The sequence below is a fragment of the Herbaspirillum sp. genome (assembly GCF_017744395.1).
In the GTDB taxonomy this organism is placed as follows: Bacteria; Pseudomonadota; Gammaproteobacteria; order Burkholderiales; family Burkholderiaceae_D; genus Herbaspirillum.
Window position 1 is genome coordinate 140,933 of the sequence record NZ_JAGIBI010000001.1, and the last position, 19,353, is coordinate 160,285.

Genomic DNA, 19,353 nt, shown 5'->3' on the forward strand with positions numbered 1-19,353 from the left:
ATGAGCAGCAATCGCCGCGATCATTTGCCGGACCACGATCCTCACAGCGAGGATATTGACGATCCCATCGAGGAGATCGATGAGGCTGAAGTGATCGATGGCGATCCCGCCGCCGCCGTGGAGCAGCAGGAGCCGGTGGTGGCCGAAGGCGTGGACGAGCTCAAGAAGGTGCTCGCCGCCGAGCTTTCCACCGATACCACCCAGCACTACCTCAACAAGATCGGCGCCAAGCCGTTGCTGACGGCGGCAGAGGAATTGCATTACGCTACCCTGGCCAAGCAGGGCGAGTTCATCGCGCGGCAGAAGATGATCGAGCACAACCTGCGGCTGGTGGTCTCCATCGCCAAGCATTACATCAACCGCGGCGTGGCCTTGCTGGACCTGATCGAGGAAGGCAACCTCGGCCTCATGCGCGCCATCGACAAGTTCGAACCCGAGCGCGGCTTCCGTTTTTCGACCTATGCCACCTGGTGGATACGCCAGAGCATCGAGCGCGCCATCATGAACCAGGCGCGTACCGTGCGCCTGCCGGTGCACATGGTGCGCGAGCTGAACCAGATCCTGCGCGCCAAGTACCACCTGGAGGCGCAGCAGCGCGACGGCCGCGACGCCAGCGCCGAGGATATCGCCCATCTGGTCGAGCGGCCGGTGGAAGAGGTGCAGGACGTGCTGGCTCTCTCCGAGCACGCCGCGTCGCTGGATACCCCGCTGGACAACGACCCGCAGGCCAGCCTGATGGACCTGCTGCCGAGCGCCGTGGAAGAAAACCCCGACACCCGCGCCGAAAGCCATGAAATGGCGATCCTGATCCGCGAATGGCTCAAGAGCCTGTCGGAAAAGCAGCGGGTGATCGTGGCGCGCCGCTTCGGCCTGGACAACGACGATCCTTCCACGCTGGAGCAGTTGGCCGGCGAAATGGGCATCACCCGCGAGCGGGTGCGCCAGGTGCAGCAGGAGGCGCTGGTCAAGCTCAAGCGGCTGCTGGCGTCGCGCGGCGTCAGCCGCGACGCCTTGTTCTGAGCGGCATTTACTGATGATTTGTGCGCCCGCCTGCGGCGCACTGTCGCTGTTTCTTCCGGTGAACGTTGCGCGGGGTGCGCGTCGCGCTTCCCTCAGGCCCCCGGATCGCGGACAATACCGCTTTTGTTTTCCGGCAGCGGGCATTCGCCCCACCTCGAAGTTTCCCTCATGCAACAAGACATCATCATTGAAATCAAGTCGCTCGACATGGACGGGCGCGGCGTCGGCCATCTCGAGAACGAGGACGGCACCCAGGGCAAGGTAATCTTCGTCGAGGGCGCCTTGCCCGGCGAGCGGGTCAGCTTCTCTTCCTTCCGCAAGAAACCCAAGTGGGAAGCGGCCACCATGACGGCGCTGCACAGCGAATCGTCGTTGCGGGTCAAGCCGCGTTGCGAATATTTCGGCAACTGCGGCGGCTGCGCCATGCAGCACCTGGAGCCGTCCGCGCAGGTGGCGATGAAGCAGCGCGTGCTGGAAGACAACCTCTGGCACCTCGGCAAAACCAAGGCCGAAACCATGCTGCGCCCGATCTACGGGCCGACCTGGGGCTATCGCTACCGCGCCCGCATCTCGGTGCGCTATGTGGCCAAGAAGGGCGGCGTACTGGTGGGCTTCCACGAGAAGCGTTCGTCCTTCATCGCCGACATGAAGACCTGCGAGATCCTGCCGCCCAATGTCTCGGCCATGCTGGTGCCGCTGCGTGAGCTGGTGGCCGGTCTGTCGATCCGCGACCGCATGCCGCAGATCGAGCTGGCGGTGGGCGAGGGCGACGACGGCGCCAAGGTCACGGTGCTGGTGCTGCGCATCATGGAAGCGCTGAATGCGGCCGACGAGGCCAGCCTGAAGGCCTTCGCCGACCTGCACAAGGTCGAATGGTGGCTGCAGACCAAGGGGCCGGATACGGCCGCGCCTTACTATCCGGCGCAGTCGAAGCTGCAGTACACGCTGCCGGAATTCGGCATCCGCATGCCGTTCAAGCCGACCGACTTCACCCAGGTCAACCACCAGATCAACCGCGTGCTGGTTGGGCGCGCGCTGCGCCTGCTGGATGTGCAGCCGCAAGACCGCGTGGCCGACCTGTTCTGCGGCCTGGGCAATTTCACGCTGCCGCTGGCCACGCAGGCGCGCGAGGTGGTGGGCATCGAAGGCAGCACCGCGCTGACCGAGCGCGCGCTGGACAATGCCAAGGTCAACGGCGTGGACGGCAAGACGACGTTCTACTGCCGCAACCTGTTCGAAGCCAAGCCCGAGGATTTCGTCGCGCTGGGCAAGTTCGACCGCATGCTGATCGACCCGCCGCGCGAAGGGGCGATGGAGGTATGCAAGGCCTTGGTCGAATTGCCGCCGGAGCAGCAGCACCTGAAGCCCAAGCGTATCGTCTACGTTTCGTGCAACCCTGCCACGCTGGCGCGCGACGCCGGCGTGCTGGTGCATCTGGGCGGCTACGTGCTGAAGCACGCGGGCGTGGTCAACATGTTCCCGCATACGGCCCACGTCGAGTCGATCGCGGTATTCGACCTGCCGCAGTAAGTCTTGGTCGTCAGGCAACAAAAAAGCCGGCTTGCGCCGGCTTTTTTGTTGTTGGAGAGGCAATCTCAGTCGCGGTTACCGCCCAGGATGCCCAGGATCGAGAGCAGGTTCACGAAGACGTTGTAGACGTCCAGGTAGATCGCCAGCGTGGCCGAGATGTAGTTGGTTTCGCCGCCGTTCACCACTTGCTGCACGTCGAACAGGATGTAGGCCGAGAAGATGGCGATGGCCACGACCGAAATGGTCAGTTGCAGCGCCGGCAGGTGCAGGAAGACGTTGGCCAGCGAAGCCACCAGGATCACCAGCACGCCGGCGAACAGGAATTTGCCCAGGCCGGAGAAGTCGCGCTTGGAAACGGTGACGATGGTGGCCATGCCGCCGAAGATGATGGCGGTGCCGCCGAAGGCCGTCATGATCAGGCCGGCGCCGTTGGAGAAGCCCAGCGTGAATTCGATCAGGCGCGACAGCATCAGGCCCATGAAGAAGGTGAAGCCCAGCAGCACGGCCACGCCCAGGCCGGAGTTCTTGGTCTTTTCAATGGCGTAGAAGAAGCCGAAGGCGATCGCCAGGAACAGCACGAAGCCGATCATCGGGCTGCCGGCGAACAGGCTGAAATGCAGTTGCACGCCCAGCCAGGCGCCCAGCACGGTCGGGATCATCGACAGCGCCAGCAGCCAGTAGGTGTTGCGCAGCACGCGGTTGCGCGTGGCCAGGCCGGTGCTCGAATGGCCGAAAGTGGTGTCCAGATGTTGGTTCATTTGTCCTCCTGAAGCGTTGAAATGCGAGCGACAGCATAGCATGCCGCATGATGATTAAGACAAGTTGCCGGACGGCCAAGTTCGAGGTTGCGGCCGGATAATCGCCAAATCGATCGTAAAGGCCATCCCGCAAGCCTCGAATTGCGATGTTAGTTGATGGTTTCATGCTAAAATACAAGGTTCATTGGATTATCACTTATTGGCTTTAAGCCATTATTTTTATTGGAGTTTTTTCTCATGGCAATTCAACGCACCCTGTCGATCATCAAGCCGGACGCCGTCGCTAAGAACGTGATCGGCCAGATCTATACCCGTTTCGAAAACGCCGGCCTGAAGATCGTCGCTGCGCGCATGGCCCAACTGTCGCGCGCCGAAGCCGAAGGCTTCTACGCCGTGCACCGCGAGCGTCCTTTCTTCAAGGATCTGGTGGACTTCATGGTTTCCGGCCCGGTCGTGATCCAAGTGCTGGAAGGCGAAGGCGCGATCCTGAAGAACCGCGACCTGATGGGCGCCACCGACCCGAAGAAGGCTGAGAAGGGCACCATCCGCGCCGACTTCGCCGACTCCATCGACGCCAACGCCGTGCACGGTTCGGACGCCGAAGAAACCGCCAAGGTCGAAATCGCTTATTTCTTCCCGGCACTGAACGTCTATTCGCGTTAATCTGTACCTGTTTTTAATCGGTTTTCCGGATTTGGGCGGAAACCGGCGCAGCAATCCTTGCCGCCGCGCCTTTCCGTCCGGGTTCCAGCCGAAGGCATCATGACTACAGCTCTCACCAATCTGCTGGATATGGATCCCGCGCAACTCGTCGCCTACTGCGGCGAGTTGGGTGAGAAGCCGTTTCGCGCCAAGCAGTTGCAACGTTGGATCCACCAGTTCGGCGTCGCTGATTTCGATCAGATGACCGACCTGGCAAAGTCCTTGCGCGACAAGCTGAAGACCCGCGCCGAAGTGCGTGCGCCGGCCATCATCAGCGACCACACTTCCAGCGACTGCACCCGCAAATGGCTGGTGGATGTGGGGCAGGGCAACGCGGTGGAAACCGTGTTCATCCCCGAAGAAAATCGCGGCACGCTGTGCGTTTCGACGCAGGCGGGCTGCGCAGTGAACTGCCGGTTCTGCTCGACCGGCAAGCAGGGCTTCAACCGCAACCTCAGCGTGGCCGAAATCATCGGCCAGCTGTGGATGGCGGAATTCGAGCTGCGCAAGACCAAGGGCATCGAGGGCGGCCCCAAGGGCGAACGCCAGATCACCAATGTGGTGATGATGGGTATGGGTGAGCCGCTGCTCAATTTCGAGCCGACCGTCACCGCGCTGCGCCTGATGCTGGACGATAATGCCTACGGCTTGTCGCGCCGCCGCGTCACGCTGTCGACCTCCGGCGTGGTGCCGATGATCGACAAGCTATCGCAGGAATGCCCGGTGGCGCTGGCGGTGTCGCTGCACGCGTCCAACGATGCGCTGCGCGACGGCCTGATCCCCTTGAACCGCAAGCATCCGCTGCGCGAGCTGATGGCCGCGTGCAAGCGCTACCTCGAATTCGCGCCGCGTGATTTCATCACTTTCGAATATTGCATGCTGGACGGCGTCAACGACAGCGACGCCAACGCCCGCGAACTGGTGGAGCTGGTGACGCAGGGCGATACCGCGATCCCGTGCAAGTTCAACCTGATTCCCTTCAATCCCTTCCCCGAGTCGGGCTTGAAGCGTTCGCATAACCCGCGCATCAAGGCCTTCGCGCAGATCCTGATGGATGCCGGCATCGTCACCACCATCCGCAAGACGCGCGGCGACGATATCGACGCCGCCTGCGGGCAGCTGGCCGGCGAGGTCAAGGACCGTACCCGGGTGCAGGAGCGTATGCAGAAACTGGCCGAATACCAGGGCAAGTTCGGCAAGGATTTCGGCCGCATCGTGGAGATTACCGGGTGACGGCAGCTTTGCTGAACGTTTTTGCCAGCCGCGCGGCAGTTTTCGCGGCGCCGCAGGGAATCCTGTTTGCCGTTGTTTCCGCAAGGACGCCGGCGGCGCGCTTTTTCGCCGTTGCCGCGCGTCCTTTCGCATTTTTTGTTGAAGGTTTTACGCCCGCTGCAAGCAGCATGTCGCCCGCGGCGGGCGCTGCAGTTGTCGAATTCCCGGGAGGGGCGCAGCAGGCGCTGCGCCGGGACGCTCCAGAAGAATCCGGCATGGGCCGGTTTAAAAAAGTTATTCCATGTGGAGCATTTGATGAGTGATCAACAAATGAACGAGGTACCCGCGCCGCAAGAGGACATCGCGCCTGCGCCGGCGCCCGCGATGCCCCTGCCGGGCGCCGTGCTGGCCGCGCAGCGGCAGAAGAAAGGCTGGACGGTCGAGCAGGTCGCGAGCCTGGTCAAGCTGGCGCCGCGCCAGATCCAGGCGATCGAAGCCGACAATTATTCGGTCTTGCCCGGCCTGGCCGTGGCGCGCGGTTTCGTGCGCAGTTATGCCAAGGCATTGGGCCTGGACGCCAATGAAGTGATCGCCGGCATGCCGCAGGAGTCCCCGGTGGCGCAGCGCGACCACATCGTGCCGCAGTATTCGCTGTCGACCCCGTTTTCGGAAGCGCCTTTGCCGGCGATGATGGGCGGCCGCAGCGGCACTTCGCCGGTGGCGCTGGCGGTCGGCGCGCTGGTGGTGGCGGTGGCGGCAGGCGCCGCGGCCGCGCACTGGACGAATATCGCCGACAACGTGCCGCAATTGGCATGGCTCAAGGCGAACAAGGCGCAGGAGCCTGTCGCGCCGGAAGCGGCTGCGGATGCCGCCTCCCAGGATGCGCAGACCTCGGACACGCCGGTCAACGCCAATGTCGAAACGGTAGAGCCTGCGCCTGCCGACAAGGTTGAAAAGGCCGAGAAGGCGGACAAGCCCGTCGCGAATGCGGCGCCGGCCGAACCTGTGAAGGAGGCGGCCCCGATCGTGCCGGCAACGCCGTCGGCATCGGTGCCGGCAAGCGCGCCGTCGGCAGCGAACGCGGCGGCTCCCGCTGTTGCGGCCAGTCAGCCGGCGCCAGCCGCATCGGCGGCGCAGCCCGCCGGTGCCACGGCGTCTCCCGGCCTGCACATCGTCAACAGCAAGGATATGTTGAAGCTGAGCTTCCGCGAGGATTCGTGGGTGGAAATCCGCCGGGCCGACAAGACCACGGTGATTTCGCGCCTGCTCAAGGCCGGCACCACCGAGTCATTCGATGTCTCGGATGCGACCATGCTGGTGATCGGCAACGCCGCCGGCGTCGATGCCACGCTGCGCGGCCAGCCGCTGGATTTGAAACCTGCGAACGGCAGCAATGTCGCACGCTTGAATTTGAACTGACGCCATGTCTTCTTCCCCGATCGCTTCCGGGCCGTTGGCCCGCCGCCAAAGCCGCCGTGTGCTGATCAGCCACGGCGCGCGCGAGATCGCCGTGGGCGGCGGCGCGCCGGTGATGGTGCAGTCGATGACCAATACCGACACCGCGGACGCCATCGGGACCGCGATCCAGATCAAGGAGCTGGCGCGCGCCGGCTCCGAAGTGGTGCGCCTGACCGTCAATACGCCGGAAGCCGCGGCCGCCGTGCCGGCCATCCGCGAGCAGCTCGACCGCATGGGCGTGGATGTGCCGCTGGTGGGCGACTTCCACTACAACGGCCACACGCTGCTGACCGATTATCCGGACTGCGCCAGGGCCTTGTCCAAGTACCGCATCAACCCCGGCAACGTCGGCAAGGGCGCCAAGCGCGATACGCAGTTCGCGCAGATGATCGAAGTGGCCTGCCAGTACGACAAGCCGGTGCGCATCGGCGTCAACTGGGGCAGCCTAGACCAGGCGCTGCTGGCGCGCATCATGGATGAAAATGCCCAGCGCGCAGAGCCCTGGCCGGCGCAGGCGGTGATGTACGAGGCGCTGGTGACCTCGGCCATCGAGAACGCCCAGCGCGCCGAAGAGTTGGGACTGGCGGGCGACAAGATCATCCTTTCGTGCAAGGTTTCCGGTGTGCAGGACCTGATCGCGGTGTACCGCGAACTGGCGCGCCGCTGCGACTATCCGCTGCACCTAGGCCTGACCGAGGCCGGCATGGGCAGCAAGGGCATCGTGGCTTCCACGGCGGCGCTGTCGGTGCTGCTGCAGGAAGGCATCGGCGACACCATCCGCATCTCGCTCACGCCCGAACCGGGCGGCGACCGTACCCGGGAAGTGGTGGTCGGCCAGGAAATCCTGCAGACCATGGGCTTGCGCAAGTTCACCCCGATGGTGATCGCCTGCCCCGGCTGCGGACGCACCACCTCGACCGTGTTCCAGGATTTGGCCGACAAGATCCAGACCTACCTGCGCGACCAGATGCCGGTGTGGAAGGGCAAGTATCCCGGCGTGGAAAGCATGAACGTGGCGGTGATGGGATGCATCGTCAACGGCCCCGGCGAATCCAAGCACGCCAACATCGGCATCAGCCTGCCCGGCACCGGCGAGTCGCCGGCCGCGCCCGTCTTCATCGACGGCGAGAAGCGCATGACGCTGCGCGGCGAGCGTATTGCAGAGGAATTCCAGAGCGTGGTGCTGGAATACGTCCAGACCCGCTATGGCCAGAATAGCCAGGCCTGATCCGCGTTTTACCCATGCCACATGCAGTGTATTGCGGCAAGCGGGCAATCCAATTTGAATTGAAGACAACACTATCCGGTATCGGTATGTCAGAGCAAAAGAAAGAAAAGATCGTTGGCGTCAAAGGGATGAACGACATCCTTCCCGCCGACGCGCCGCTGTGGGAACTGTTCGAGAACACCGTGCATTCCGTGCTCAAGAGCTACGGTTTCCAGCAGATCCGCACCCCCATCGTCGAACCGACCGCGCTGTTCGCGCGCGGCCTGGGCGAAGTGACGGACATCGTCGAGAAGGAAATGTATTCCTTCACCGACTCCATGAACGGCGACAACCTGACCCTGCGCCCGGAAAACACCGCCGGCGTGGTGCGCGCCGCGCTGGAACACAACCTGACCTATGACGGCCCCAAGCGCCTGTGGTACGTGGGACCGATGTTCCGCCACGAGCGTCCGCAGCGCGGCCGCTATCGCCAGTTCCACCAGGTCGGCGCGGAAGCGGTCGGCTTCACCGGCCCGGACATCGACGCCGAACTGATCATGATGTGCCAGCGCCTGTGGGATGACCTCGGCCTGTCCGACATCCGCCTGGAGCTGAACTCGATCGGCAATGCCGAAGAGCGCAACAAGCACCGCGCCGACCTGATCGCCTATTTCGAACAGCACAAGGAATTGCTGGATGCCGACGCCCAGCGTCGCCTGCATGCCAATCCGCTGCGCATCCTGGACACCAAGAACCCGGCGATGCAGGACATGGTCAATGCCGCGCCCAAGCTGCTGGACTACCTGGGCGAAGAGTCGCGCGCGCACTTCGAGGGCGTGCAGAAGATCCTGCGCCACAACAATATTCCGTTCACCATCAACCCGCGCCTGGTGCGCGGCATGGACTACTACAACCGCACCGTGTTCGAGTGGGTCACCGACCAGCTCGGTTCGCAGGGCACGGTCTGCGGCGGCGGCCGTTACGATCCGCTGATCGAGATGTTCGGCGGCAAGCCGACCCCGGCCTGCGGCTTCGCCATGGGCGTGGAGCGTTTGCTGGAGCTGATGAAGGCCAGCGGCGAACAATATGCACCTAACCAGTGCGACGTCTACCTGGTGCACCAGGGCGAAGATGCGCAGATGCAATCTTTCGTATTGGCAGAGCGTTTGCGGACTGCCGGCCTCGATGTTGTGCTACATTGCGCATCGTCGAACGGCGGCGGTAGCTTCAAGGCGCAGATGAAACGCGCCGACGGCAGCGGCGCGGCGTTCGCCGTGATCATCGGCGAGGACGAAGTGAAATCGGCGACGGCGACAGTCAAGCACCTGCGCGAAGGCGATGCCGAAGAAGGCCGCGCCAACCAGAGCAGCATGGCGTTCGACGCCGTGGTCGACTACATCGTGGACCAGATCGTGGACGGCCACGATCACGGGCATGACCACGACCACGTGCACTACCATCCCTAATCGTTAAGACTTTTTGCAGAGTTACATGGCATACGATCTCGAAGAACAAGAACAGCTCGACTCCATCAAGGCATGGTGGGCGAAGTACGGCAACCTGGTGACCTGGCTGGTGATCATTGCGCTGGCCGCCTATGCCGGCTGGACCGGCTGGAACACCTATCAAGCCCGCCAGGCCGCGCAGGCTTCAGTGCTGTATGAAGAACAGCAGAAGTCGCTGGCGGCGAAAGACAATGCCAAGGTGCAGCGCGCCGCCGCCGACATCCAGGACAAGTTCGGCCGTACCGCCTATGCCGAGATGAGCGCGCTGGTGGCCGCCAAGTCGGCGTTCGACGCCAACGATGCCGACGCCGCCAGGAAGCAGTTGCAGTGGGTGATCGACAACGGTCGTGGCCCGGAATACAAGGCCATCGCCGCAGTGCGCCTGGCCGGCCTGATGCTGGACGCCAAGGCCTATGACGATGCCCTGAAGGTGCTCTCGGGCGACTTCCCGGCGCAGTTCGCCGGCGCCATCGCCGACCGCAAGGGCGATGTGCTGCTGGCCCAGGGCAAGCGTGACGACGCCCGTGCCGCCTACAAGCTGGCGCTGGAAAAGACCGAGGCCAAGGATCCGGGCCGCCAGCTGATCCAGATCAAGCTGGACGCCATCGGCGGCGAGGCGCCCAAGGCCTGAAACGGATAAGGCAAGCGCGCGCCCGGCCGATGCGGGTTTGCGCGCAGCCGTCCAGGGCCGGATGTCCGGCCGAAGAATCAACCGCAATCCCACCGCGAACCTATCCATCGCTTAGAGGAAAACAACATGCGTAGTGCGACAGCGACTGCTGCCAAGGCAACACCTTTTGCTCGATCCCGGTCCGCCGGCAAGCTGGCGTTGAAGCTGGCCGCCGCAGCGGCGGTGGTGGCCCTTTCGGGCTGCTCCTGGTTTTCCAGCAAGAAAGACCCGAACCCGCCGGCTCCGCTGGTCGAGTTCAGCCAGAAGCTGCGCGTGCAGACGGCCTGGTCGGTTTCGGTCGGCCGTGCCGGCAACTTCGCTTTCACCCCGGCCTATGCCGCCGGCAGCGTGTTTGCCGCGGCTGCCGACGGCACCGTGGTGCGCATCAATGCCGAAAACGGCCAGACCATCTGGCGCGTGCGTGCCGATATGCCCCTGACCGCGGGCGTGGGCACCGATGGCAGCACTGTGGTGGTGGTCGGCGAAAAGGGCCAGGTCCAGGCGTTCGATGCTTCCGGCAAGCCGACCTGGAAGGCGCAGGCCTCCAGCGAGGTGCTGTCGGCTCCGGCCGTGGGCGAGGGCGTGGTGGTGGTGCGCAGCATCGACAACCGTGTGATCGCGTTTGACGCCGACAACGGCAGCCGCCGCTGGATGGCCCAGCGCAATGTACCGTCGCTGACCCTGCGCAATGCGCCGGGCATCGTGATCGGTTCGCAGACCGCCTTCGTGGCGCTGCCGGGCGGCCGCCTGTCGGCGCTGGCGCTGAACAACGGCGGCCCGCGCTGGGAAGTGCCGGTCGGCGACCCGCGCGGCACCACCGAGCTTGAGCGTATTTCCGATGTTTCCGGCGTGCCCGCGCTGGGCGCGCGCGATATCTGCGCGGTGGCCTATCAGGGCCGTATCGGCTGCTTCGACTTGATCAACGGCAATGTCCGCTGGATCAAGGAGTTTTCCAGCGATGTCGGCGTGTCGCTGGACGACAGCTATGTGTATGCCGCCGACGTGGGCGGCGTGGTCACCGGGTTCGCGCGCGACACCGGCGCCGCCGTGTGGCGCAACGACAAGCTGAAGAATCGCCAGCTGTCCACGCCGGTCGGCGTCGGCCGTGCTGTGGCCGTGGGCGATTACCAGGGGTATATTCACTTCCTGTCGCCTGAAGACGGTTCCTTCGTGGCCCGTCTGTCCAGCGACGGCAGCCCCATCCAGGCGCCGCCGGTCAAGGCCGGCCAGTCTGCTGTTTTCCAAACCAAATCAGGAACTGTGGTCGCTGTTGTGACCGAATAATATTGAAATGAAACCGGTAATTGCACTAGTAGGCCGTCCCAACGTCGGCAAATCGACGTTGTTCAACAGGCTCACCCGCAGCCGTGATGCATTGGTTGCGGATTTGCCCGGCCTCACGCGCGATCGTCACTACGGCGAAGGCCGGGTCGGCGAACGCCCGTTCTTGGTGATCGATACCGGTGGTTTCGAGCCCGTCGCCAAGGACGGCATCATGCACGAGATGGCCAAGCAGACCAAGCAGGCGGTGGTCGAGGCCGACGTGGTGGTGTTCATCGTCGACGGCCGCCAGGGTTTGACGCCGCACGACAAGACCATCACCGACTTCCTGCGCAAGTGCGGCCGTCCGGTGCTGCTGGTGGTCAACAAGTCCGAGGGCATGAAGTACACCGCGGTCACGGCCGACTTCTACGAGCTGGGCATGGGCGATCCCTACGTGATCTCCGCCGCCCACGGCGACGGCGTGGCCGACCTGGTGGAAGAGGCGCTCAATGTCGCCGAGGCGCAGCGCACGCCGGAGCCGGAACTTGACGAGGCGGTGATCCGCGGCATCAAGATCGCCATCGTCGGCCGTCCCAACGTCGGCAAGTCGACGCTGGTCAATACGCTGCTTGGCGAAGAGCGGGTGATCGCCTTCGACATGCCCGGCACCACGCGCGACTCGATCGAGATCCCGTTCGAGCGCGACGGCCGCCACTACACGCTGATCGACACCGCCGGCATCCGCCGCCGCGGCAAGGTGTTCGAGGCGATCGAGAAATTCTCGGTGGTCAAGACGCTGAAGTCGATTTCCGACGCCAACGTGGTCTTGCTGCTGCTTGATGCCCAGCAAGATATTTCCGAGCAGGACGCCCATATCGCCGGCTTCGTGCTGGAGTCCGGCAGGGCGCTGGTGGTGGGCGTGAACAAGTGGGACGGCATGCAAAGCGACCAGCGCGACCAGATCAAGATGGACCTGGAGCGCAAGCTCAATTTCCTCTCGTTCGCTAAATTCCATTTCATCTCGGCGCTGAAGTCGACCGGCATCGGCCCCCTGATGAAATCGATCGATTCCGCCTATGCCGCGGCGATGGCCAAGCTGACCACGCCCAAGCTCACGCGGGCGCTGGAAGAGGCGCTGGAGCACCAGCAGCCGCGCCGCAAGGGATCGATCCGGCCGAAGCTGCGCTATGCGCACCAGGGCGGACAGAACCCGCCGGTGGTGGTCATCCACGGCAACGCGCTGGAAGCCATCGACGACAACTACAAACGTTATCTGGAGAAGCACTTCCGGGAAACTTTCTCCCTGGTTGGAACTCCACTGCGTATCGAGTTCCGTTCCGGAAAGAATCCGTTTGTCCGCCAGGACAAATAAATCGTATGGATGCTGTAATTTAGTCAATGATTTTTGGCGTTGCCAGGAAAATCGTTTACATTGATAGAGCATCAGTTGGTAAAGCACTTGTTTTTTACTAAAGTGCCTCCAAGTCCCAATCACAACAACACCGTGGAGCTGCCATGAGCAACAAAGGGCAATTGTTACAAGACCCATTTCTGAACGCATTGAGAAAAGAGCACGTTCCCGTCTCTATCTACCTGGTCAACGGCATCAAGCTGCAAGGCCATGTGGAGTCTTTCGACCAATACGTGGTCCTGCTGCGCAATACCGTTACGCAGATGGTTTACAAACACGCCATTTCCACCGTCGTGCCTGCGCGCGCGGTCAACCTGAGTCTCGACTCGTCCGACGCTGAATAATGGTCTACCGAGCCGGCGCAACGCCGTGTGCATCTTGATATGCGTGCCGCGCTAGTCGGCCTGGATTTCGGCAAGAACGATTTCGCCGCAAGTCTGGATGAGTTGTTCCTGTTAGCCAAGTCCGCCGGAGCGGAGCCGGTGATCACCGTCACCGGCCGCCGCGCCAGCCCGGACGCCGCGCTTTTCGTCGGTTCCGGCAAGGCGCAGGAAATCGCCGACGCCGTCGCCGATCTGCAGCTCGAACTCGTCATCTTCAACCACGCATTGTCGCCCGCCCAGCAGCGCAACCTCGAGCGCGTGCTGCTGGTGCGCGTGCTCGACCGTACCAGCCTGATCCTGGATATCTTCGCCCAGCGGGCCAAGAGCCACGAAGGCAAGGTCCAGGTCGAACTGGCGCAGTTGCAGCACCTGTCCACCCGCCTGATCCGCGGCTGGACCCACCTGGAACGGCAAAAGGGCGGCATCGGCCTACGCGGCCCCGGCGAAACCCAGCTGGAAACCGACCGCCGGCTGCTGGGCGAACGGGTCAAGGCGCTGCGCGCGGTGCTGGCCAAGCTGCGGCGCCAGCATGCCACGCAACGCCGGGCGCGGGGACGCAACGAGACCTTTTCGGTGTCGCTGGTGGGTTATACCAACGCCGGCAAATCGACCATTTTCAACTCGCTGGCCAAGGCCGGCGTGTATGCCGCCAACCAGTTGTTCGCCACGCTGGATACGACTTCCCGCCGCGTCTACCTGGGCGAGGTCGGCCATGTTGTCATTTCGGATACGGTCGGCTTCATCCGCGAATTGCCCCACCAACTGGTGGAAGCCTTCCGCGCGACGCTGGAAGAGACCATCCATGCCGACCTGCTGCTGCATGTGGTGGACGCCGCCAGCCCGGTGCGCATGGAGCAGATCGAGCAGGTCAACGAGGTTTTGCGGGAGATCGGCGCCGACCACGTGCCGCAGATCCTGGTCTGGAACAAGATCGACGCGGCCGGCCTGGAACCGGCGGTCGAGTATGACGAATATGGTAAAATCCAGCGGGTTTTCGTCAGTGCGAAGTCTGGTGCTGGCCTGGATCTGCTGCGCGAAGCGGTCGCCGCTTCGCTGAAGGCCGCATTGGAGGCCAGGGGCCGCAGCCGATCCGAGCCAGTCGATTCCGAAGATATGCACGCCTGAAGCAATCTCCCGCCTCAGCGTGTATTCCTCCTTCTCTTAATCAATAACTACAGCCGGATCGCAAACGCATGCTTGTGTCTTTATTCAAGAAAATCGGTGTGAAGTTTTCGTTGAACGATCCCCAATGGGGGCGTGGTTCTCAAGACGACAACCGCGACAATCAGAATAACGGAAGTAACGGCGAAAAACGACCCGAAAAACCCACCGGCAACGGCGGCCCGCCGGATCTCGACCAGCTTTGGCGCGATTTCAACCAGCGCCTGTCCGGCATGTTCGGCCGCAAGGGTGGCGGCGGCTCCCCCGAGGGCGGCGGCTTCAACCGTGGCGACGTCAAGGGCGCCGGCATCGGCGTGGGCGTGATCGCCGTCATCGTCGCGTTCCTGTGGCTGGCCAGCGGCTTCTTCATCGTCCAGGAAGGCCAGACCGCCGTGGTGACCACCTTCGGCCGCTACAGCCATACCACCTTGCCGGGCTTCAACTGGCGCTGGCCGTATCCGATCCAGAGCCACGAGATCGTCAACATGTCGCAGGTGCGTACCGCCGAGATCGGCTACCGCGGCAACGTGCGCAACAAGCAGCTGAAGGAATCGCTGATGCTGACCGATGACGAGAACATCATCGACATCCAGTTCGCGGTCCAGTACAAGCTCAAGAACGCGGCCGAATGGCTGTTCAACAACCGCGACCAGGACGACTCCGTGCGCCAGGTCGCCGAGACCGCGATCCGCGAGATCGTCGGCCGCAGCAAGATGGACTTCGTGCTCTACGAAGGCCGTGAAAAAGTCGCGCTGGAAGTCAGCCAGCGCATGCAGCAAATTCTCGACCGCTACAAGTCCGGCGTGCAGATCACCAACGTGACCATGCAGGGCGTGCAGCCGCCCGAGCAGGTGCAGGCCGCGTTCGACGACGCCGTCAAGGCCGGCCAGGACCGCGAGCGCCTCAAGAACGAAGGCCAGGCCTATGCCAACGACGTGATCCCGCGCGCTTCCGGCGCCGCCTCGCGCCTGCTGGAAGAGGCCGAGGCCTACCGCTCCCGCGTCGTGGCCACCGCCGAGGGCGATGCCGCGCGCTTCAAGCAGGTGCTGGACGAATACCAGAAGGCGCCGGCCGTCACGCGCGACCGCATGTATCTCGAAACGATGCAGCAGATCTTCACCAACACCACCAAGGTGATGGTCGATGCCAAGAGCGGCAGCAACCTGTTGTATCTGCCGCTGGACAAGCTGATCCAGCAGACCGCGGGCGACACCGCCGCCAAGCCGCAGGGGCAGGCGCAACCTTCGGGCCAAGCCGCGAACCCGGCGGCGCCGGCCGCTTCCTCCAATCCGACTTCGGGAAATGACACAGTGTATTCGTCCGAGCTGATGCGCGACATGAGAAACCGGAACCCGCGCGAAGCGCGCGAAAGGGAGGTGCGCTGATGGGCCGCCTCATCTCTACCGTCATCGTCGCCGTGGTGGCGATCTGGCTGGCGTCCTCGACCATCTTCGTCGTCGACCAGCGTTCGTCGGCCATCGTGTTCGCCCTGGGCGAAGTCAAGCAGGTGATCAGCGAACCGGGCCTGCACTTCAAGCTGCCGCCGCCGTTCCAGAACGTGATGTACCTGGACAAGCGCATCCAGACCCTGGATACGCCCGATGCCGACCGCTTCATCACGGCCGAGAAGATGAACGTGCTGGTGGATGCCTACGTCAAGTGGCGCATCGTCGACCCGCGCCTGTATTTCGTCAGCTTCGGCGCCGATGAGCGCCGCACGCAGGACCGCCTGTCGCAGATCGTCAAGGCTGCGCTGAACGACGAGATCACCAAGCGCACCGTGCGCGAAGTGATTTCCAGCCAGCGCAACAGCGTCATGGATGCGCTCCAGGCGCGCGTGGCCAACGAGGCCAAGCAGATCGGCGTGGAAGTGGTCGACGTGCGCCTGCGTCGCGTCGACTATGTCGACCAGATCAACAATTCCGTTTTCGAGCGCATGAAGTCCGAGCGCGTGCGCGTGGCCAACGAACTGCGCTCCACCGGCGCGGCCGAGTCCGAGAAGATCCGCGCCGATGCCGACCGCCAGCGCGTGGTGATCCTGGCGGAAGCCTACCGCGAGTCCGAGAAGGCGCGCGGCGCGGGCGATGCCAAGGCTTCGCAGATCTACGCGCAAGCCTTCGGGCAGAACCCGGACTTCTACAAGTTCTATCGCAGCCTCGAAGCCTATCGCGCCAGCTTCAAGAATCGCCATGACCTGATGGTGGTGGATCCGAGCTCGGAGTTCTTTAAATATTTCAAGGGTATCGGCAACAGCAACAGCAGTTCCAAGAAGTAAACCGACAACGTGACAAGGCCCGCGCCGCGCAAGAAGACATTCAGGGGCGGAACGGGCGAGAGGATGGATGCCGCTGGTTGAGGGCATCTTTCCTTTTTTGTGTGGCGGATTGTTCCGGATTGGCAAGTTTCCCGGATTGTGGGAGTGGGGCGTCAGGATGTTCTTCTATTCCGAAGCGCCCCGGTTTTTCGTCCGGCCTCCGGCTTGAAAGGTTGACGGTTGCAGCAAATGCTTTGGCTGCCCGCCTGTTTTTTTTCTGAGTTATTTTTTCGTTTATGCCTAACTGGCTTCTTCCTGAAAACATCGCCGACGTCTTGCCGTCCGAAGCGCGCAAGATCGAAGAGTTGCGTCGGCGCCTGCTCGACAATTTCCGCCTGTACGGCTATGAGATGGTCATGCCGCCGCTGCTGGAATACCTGGAGTCGCTGCTGACCGGCGCCGGCGCCGACACCGACCTGCGCACCTTCAAGCTGGTGGACCAGCTCTCGGGCCGCACGCTGGGCGTGCGCGCCGACATGACCACCCAGGTCGCGCGCATCGATGCCCACCTGCTCAACCGCGCCTCGGTCACGCGCCTGTGCTATGCCGGCAGCGTGCTGCACACCCGTCCGACCGGCCTGCACGCCACCCGCGAGCCGATCCAGATCGGCGCTGAGATCTACGGCCATGCCGGCATCGAAGCCGACGCCGAAATCCAGGAACTGGCGCTCAATTCGCTGGCCCTGGCCGGCATGCGCACCATCCGCCTGGATCTGTGCCACGTCGGCGTGCTGCGCGCGATCATCGCCAACGACCCGGCCGCCAAGCGCCAGGAAGCCCAATTGTTCGGCTTGCTGGAAGCCAAGGATGTGCCGGGCCTGCAGGAAATCACCGCGGCCTACCAGGAAGGCACCCGCGCCGCGCTGCTGGCGCTGCCCAGCCTGTACGGCGATATCTCCGTCATCGCGCGCGCGCGCATCACGCTGCCGGCCTTGCCGGGCATCGCCCAGGCGCTCGACGAGCTGCAGGCGATGGTCGAACTGGCCGGCGGCCATGAAGGCGCGGTCGTGACCATCGATCTGGCCGACCTGCGCGGGTATCATTACCATAGCGGCGTGATGTTCTCCGCCTATGTGCCGGGCCTGCCCAATGCGGTGGTGCGCGGCGGCCGCTACGACCATGTCGGCGAGGCCTTCGGCCGCGCCCGCCCGGCTACCGGCTTCTCGATGGACCTGCGCGAACTTGCGCGCCTGATGCCGGGCGCCGAGAGGAAGCGCGCCATCCGCGCGCCGTGGGGCACCGAAGCCGGCCTGCGTGAGAAAATAGCGCAATTGCGGCAGGCGGGCGAAATCGTGATCCAGAGCCTGCCGGGTCACGACAACGATCAGGACGAATTCGACTGCGACCGCGTCGTCGAATTCAGCAATGGAAACTGGATTATCAAAAACTTGGGTTGAGTCATGTTACAGAACAGCAATGCAAAGAACGTCGTCGTCATCGGTACCCAGTGGGGGGATGAGGGCAAGGGCAAGATCGTCGACTGGCTGACCGACCACGCGCAAGGCGTGGTGCGTTTCCAGGGCGGCCACAACGCCGGCCACACGCTGGTCATCGGCGGCAAGAAGACGGCCCTGCAACTGATTCCCTCGGGCATCATGCGCGAAGGCGTGGCTTGCTACATCGGCAACGGCGTGGTGCTGTCGGTGCCCGACCTGCTGCGCGAGATCGACAAGCTGGAAGCCGCCGGCGTCGAAGTGTGCTCGCGCCTGAAGGTGTCGGAAGCCTGTCCGCTGATCCTGCCTTACCACGTCGCGCTGGACGTGGCGCGCGAAGCCGCCCGCGGCGCCGACAAGATCGGCACCACCGGCAAGGGCATCGGCCCGGCCTATGAAGACAAGGTGGCGCGCCGTGCCATCCGCGTGGCCGACCTGCTCAATGAAAAGCGCTTCGCCGAGAAGCTGCTGGCCAACCTGGACTACCACAACTTCGTCCTGACCCATTACCTCAAGACCCAGCCGGTCGACTACCAGAAGACCCTGGACGACGCGCTGGCCAACGTGCCGCGCATCAAGCCCATGGTCACCGACGTCTCCAGCGACCTGTACGCCGTGCACAACGCCGGCGGCAAGATCCTGTTCGAAGGCGCGCAGGGCAGCCTGCTGGACGTCGACCACGGCACCTACCCGTTCGTCACCTCGAGCAACTGCGTGGCCGGTAACGCCGCCGCCGGCGCCGGCGTCGGCCCGGGCATGCTGCACTACATCATGGGCATCACCAAGGCCTACACCACCCGCGTCGGCTCCGGCCCGTTCCCGGCCGAACTGCCCACCGATGCGGGCGTCGGCAAGCACCTGGCTTCGGTCGGCCACGAATTCGGCACCGTCACCGGCCGTGCGCGCCGCTGCGGCTGGTTCGATGCCGCGCTCCTGAAGCGCTCGGTGCAGATCAACGGCGTGTCCGGCATGTGCCTGACCAAGCTGGACGTGCTGGACGGCCTGGAGTCGCTCAAGCTGTGCACCGGCTACAAGCTCAACGGCAAGACCGTCGACATCTTCCCGGTCGGCGCCGAAGAAGCCGCCGCCTGCGAGCCGATCTACGAGGAAATGCCGGGCTGGACCGAGACCACCGTCGGCGCCAAGTCGCTGGACGCGCTGCCGGCCAACGCCCGCGCCTACATCAAGCGCATCGAAGAACTGGTGGGCGTGCCCATCGACATGATCTCGACCGGCCCCGACCGCGAGGAAACCATCGTCCTGCGCCATCCGTTCAAGTAAGCACAGGCCAGCGGCACAACAGCAACAAGCGATTAGCAACAAGCA

Annotated in this window: 18 protein-coding genes; 17 read left to right on the forward strand and 1 reads right to left on the reverse strand. The window is 63.6% G+C overall.

Annotated elements, in window-relative coordinates:
* Together rpoS and rlmD are read left to right on the forward strand one after the other, a co-directional pair.
* Complete coding sequence (gene rpoS / locus J7548_RS00665) at window positions 1–1,020, forward strand: RNA polymerase sigma factor RpoS (RefSeq protein WP_290968964.1); 1,020 nt, start codon at window positions 1–3, stop codon at window positions 1,018–1,020.
* A gap of 168 nt (window positions 1,021–1,188) precedes the next feature.
* Window positions 1,189–2,550, forward strand: coding sequence for a 23S rRNA (uracil(1939)-C(5))-methyltransferase RlmD (rlmD, locus tag J7548_RS00670; protein ID WP_290968967.1), 1,362 nt, complete (start codon window positions 1,189–1,191; stop codon window positions 2,548–2,550).
* 65 nt (window positions 2,551–2,615) lie between these two features.
* On the opposite strand, the gene J7548_RS00675 is transcribed toward rlmD, so the two are convergent.
* Window positions 2,616–3,308: a Bax inhibitor-1/YccA family protein gene (locus J7548_RS00675; RefSeq protein WP_290968969.1), complete on the reverse strand. Its 693-nt coding sequence runs from the start codon at window positions 3,306–3,308 to the stop codon at window positions 2,616–2,618.
* Window positions 3,309–3,545: 237 nt separating this feature from the next.
* Here J7548_RS00675 and ndk point away from each other — a divergent pair, with 237 nt between their 5' ends.
* From ndk to J7548_RS00750, 15 genes are all read left to right on the forward strand, one after another.
* A complete protein-coding gene (gene ndk, locus J7548_RS00680; RefSeq protein WP_290968970.1) occupies window positions 3,546–3,971 on the forward strand; it encodes a nucleoside-diphosphate kinase in 426 nt (141 codons plus the stop codon).
* Between the two features lie 99 nt (window positions 3,972–4,070).
* The gene (gene rlmN, locus J7548_RS00685) at window positions 4,071–5,243 is read left to right on the forward strand and encodes a 23S rRNA (adenine(2503)-C(2))-methyltransferase RlmN (protein ID WP_290968975.1); all 1,173 of its coding nucleotides are present in this window, start codon (window positions 4,071–4,073) and stop codon (window positions 5,241–5,243) included.
* Window positions 5,240–5,545 carry a hypothetical protein gene (locus J7548_RS00690; protein WP_290968978.1) on the forward strand — a complete coding sequence of 102 codons (306 nt, stop codon included), beginning with the start codon at window positions 5,240–5,242 and terminating at the stop codon, window positions 5,543–5,545. The genes rlmN and J7548_RS00690 overlap by 4 nt, the downstream gene beginning before the upstream one ends.
* Window positions 5,538–6,641, forward strand: coding sequence for a helix-turn-helix domain-containing protein (locus J7548_RS00695; RefSeq protein WP_290968982.1), 1,104 nt, complete (start codon window positions 5,538–5,540; stop codon window positions 6,639–6,641). Before J7548_RS00690 ends, J7548_RS00695 begins: the two co-directional genes overlap by 8 nt.
* A gap of 4 nt (window positions 6,642–6,645) precedes the next feature.
* Window positions 6,646–7,908: a flavodoxin-dependent (E)-4-hydroxy-3-methylbut-2-enyl-diphosphate synthase gene (ispG, locus tag J7548_RS00700; RefSeq protein WP_290968984.1), complete on the forward strand. Its 1,263-nt coding sequence runs from the start codon at window positions 6,646–6,648 to the stop codon at window positions 7,906–7,908.
* A gap of 86 nt (window positions 7,909–7,994) precedes the next feature.
* A complete protein-coding gene (gene hisS / locus J7548_RS00705) occupies window positions 7,995–9,353 on the forward strand; it encodes a histidine--tRNA ligase (protein WP_290968987.1) in 1,359 nt (452 codons plus the stop codon).
* Window positions 9,354–9,378: 25 nt separating this feature from the next.
* Window positions 9,379–10,023 carry a tetratricopeptide repeat protein gene (locus J7548_RS00710; RefSeq protein WP_290968990.1) on the forward strand — a complete coding sequence of 215 codons (645 nt, stop codon included), beginning with the start codon at window positions 9,379–9,381 and terminating at the stop codon, window positions 10,021–10,023.
* A 126-nt stretch (window positions 10,024–10,149) separates the two neighbouring features.
* Entirely contained in the window at window positions 10,150–11,346 is a 1,197-nt protein-coding gene (bamB, locus tag J7548_RS00715; RefSeq protein WP_290968993.1) for an outer membrane protein assembly factor BamB, read from the forward strand.
* Window positions 11,347–11,353: 7 nt separating this feature from the next.
* Window positions 11,354–12,697, forward strand: a complete 1,344-nt coding sequence (gene der, locus J7548_RS00720; protein WP_290968996.1) for a ribosome biogenesis GTPase Der — start codon at window positions 11,354–11,356, stop codon at window positions 12,695–12,697.
* 143 nt (window positions 12,698–12,840) lie between these two features.
* Window positions 12,841–13,080 (forward strand): RNA chaperone Hfq, encoded by a 240-nt coding sequence (gene hfq, locus J7548_RS00725; protein ID WP_050467890.1) that lies wholly within the window; start codon window positions 12,841–12,843, stop codon window positions 13,078–13,080.
* Window positions 13,081–13,119: 39 nt separating this feature from the next.
* Complete coding sequence (gene hflX, locus J7548_RS00730; protein WP_290969003.1) at window positions 13,120–14,244, forward strand: GTPase HflX; 1,125 nt, start codon at window positions 13,120–13,122, stop codon at window positions 14,242–14,244.
* Between the two features lie 68 nt (window positions 14,245–14,312).
* Window positions 14,313–15,665: an FtsH protease activity modulator HflK gene (hflK, locus tag J7548_RS00735; protein ID WP_290969004.1), complete on the forward strand. Its 1,353-nt coding sequence runs from the start codon at window positions 14,313–14,315 to the stop codon at window positions 15,663–15,665.
* On the forward strand, window positions 15,665–16,555 hold the full coding sequence (gene hflC / locus J7548_RS00740) for a protease modulator HflC (RefSeq protein WP_290969006.1): 891 nt from the start codon (window positions 15,665–15,667) through the stop codon (window positions 16,553–16,555). Before hflK ends, hflC begins: the two co-directional genes overlap by 1 nt.
* Before the next feature lie 275 nt (window positions 16,556–16,830).
* On the forward strand, window positions 16,831–17,991 hold the full coding sequence (locus tag J7548_RS00745; protein ID WP_290969008.1) for an ATP phosphoribosyltransferase regulatory subunit: 1,161 nt from the start codon (window positions 16,831–16,833) through the stop codon (window positions 17,989–17,991).
* A gap of 3 nt (window positions 17,992–17,994) precedes the next feature.
* A complete protein-coding gene (locus J7548_RS00750) occupies window positions 17,995–19,308 on the forward strand; it encodes an adenylosuccinate synthase (protein WP_290969010.1) in 1,314 nt (437 codons plus the stop codon).
* The last annotated feature ends 45 nt before the right edge of the window (window positions 19,309–19,353 follow it).

Bases quoted from the DNA above. Each gene is read 5' to 3' on its own strand.
- rpoS (WP_290968964.1), top strand. From the start codon at position 1: ATGAGCAGCAATCGCCGCGATCATTTGCCGGACCACGATCCTCACAGC.
- rlmD (WP_290968967.1), top strand. From the start codon at position 1,189: ATGCAACAAGACATCATCATTGAAATCAAGTCGCTCGACATGGACGGG.
- J7548_RS00675 (WP_290968969.1), bottom strand. From the start codon at position 3,308: ATGAACCAACATCTGGACACCACTTTCGGCCATTCGAGCACCGGCCTG.
- ndk (WP_290968970.1), top strand. From the start codon at position 3,546: ATGGCAATTCAACGCACCCTGTCGATCATCAAGCCGGACGCCGTCGCT.
- rlmN (WP_290968975.1), top strand. From the start codon at position 4,071: ATGACTACAGCTCTCACCAATCTGCTGGATATGGATCCCGCGCAACTC.
- J7548_RS00695 (WP_290968982.1), top strand. From the start codon at position 5,538: ATGAGTGATCAACAAATGAACGAGGTACCCGCGCCGCAAGAGGACATC.
- ispG (WP_290968984.1), top strand. From the start codon at position 6,646: ATGTCTTCTTCCCCGATCGCTTCCGGGCCGTTGGCCCGCCGCCAAAGC.
- hisS (WP_290968987.1), top strand. From the start codon at position 7,995: ATGTCAGAGCAAAAGAAAGAAAAGATCGTTGGCGTCAAAGGGATGAAC.
- J7548_RS00710 (WP_290968990.1), top strand. From the start codon at position 9,379: ATGGCATACGATCTCGAAGAACAAGAACAGCTCGACTCCATCAAGGCA.
- bamB (WP_290968993.1), top strand. From the start codon at position 10,150: ATGCGTAGTGCGACAGCGACTGCTGCCAAGGCAACACCTTTTGCTCGA.
- der (WP_290968996.1), top strand. From the start codon at position 11,354: ATGAAACCGGTAATTGCACTAGTAGGCCGTCCCAACGTCGGCAAATCG.
- hfq (WP_050467890.1), top strand. From the start codon at position 12,841: ATGAGCAACAAAGGGCAATTGTTACAAGACCCATTTCTGAACGCATTG.
- hflX (WP_290969003.1), top strand. From the start codon at position 13,120: ATGCGTGCCGCGCTAGTCGGCCTGGATTTCGGCAAGAACGATTTCGCC.
- hflK (WP_290969004.1), top strand. From the start codon at position 14,313: ATGCTTGTGTCTTTATTCAAGAAAATCGGTGTGAAGTTTTCGTTGAAC.
- hflC (WP_290969006.1), top strand. From the start codon at position 15,665: ATGGGCCGCCTCATCTCTACCGTCATCGTCGCCGTGGTGGCGATCTGG.
- J7548_RS00745 (WP_290969008.1), top strand. From the start codon at position 16,831: ATGCCTAACTGGCTTCTTCCTGAAAACATCGCCGACGTCTTGCCGTCC.
- J7548_RS00750 (WP_290969010.1), top strand. From the start codon at position 17,995: ATGTTACAGAACAGCAATGCAAAGAACGTCGTCGTCATCGGTACCCAG.